Raw genomic sequence first — 319 nt, forward strand, 5'->3', positions numbered from 1 at the left:
GAGCGCTCAACCACATAGCTTCCGTCGGCCATGAACTGGTCGAAGGCGACCTTGCCCTCCTGGGCCGGGTAGCTCGCGTGGTACTTCTCGTTGTCGGCCTCGGTCCGGGTGATGACCGGCTCCCACTTCGTCGCGTCCTCATTCAGCACGCGCATGCCGAGGAAGTAGCCAAGCCACTGGTCGTAGTTGCTCTTCGGGTAGGCGTAGTCGGGGTTATACCCCATGCGCTCGATGATCTCGCGGAAGACGCGCTTCTCCTCGCGGGCCTCGTACATCGGCTTCACCAGGGGCTTCCAAGCAAGCAGGGCGTCCTTGCGCT

The 319-nt window shown here is 63.0% G+C and carries 1 pseudogene; it reads right to left on the reverse strand.

The window, feature by feature from the left end:
- Positions 1–319 (reverse strand): annotated as a pseudogene (locus NE591_RS13635) (molybdopterin oxidoreductase); the annotation flags it as partial.

The organism is Adlercreutzia sp. DFI.6.23 (assembly GCF_024462535.1).
Lineage (GTDB): Bacteria > Actinomycetota > Coriobacteriia > Coriobacteriales > Eggerthellaceae > Adlercreutzia > Adlercreutzia rubneri.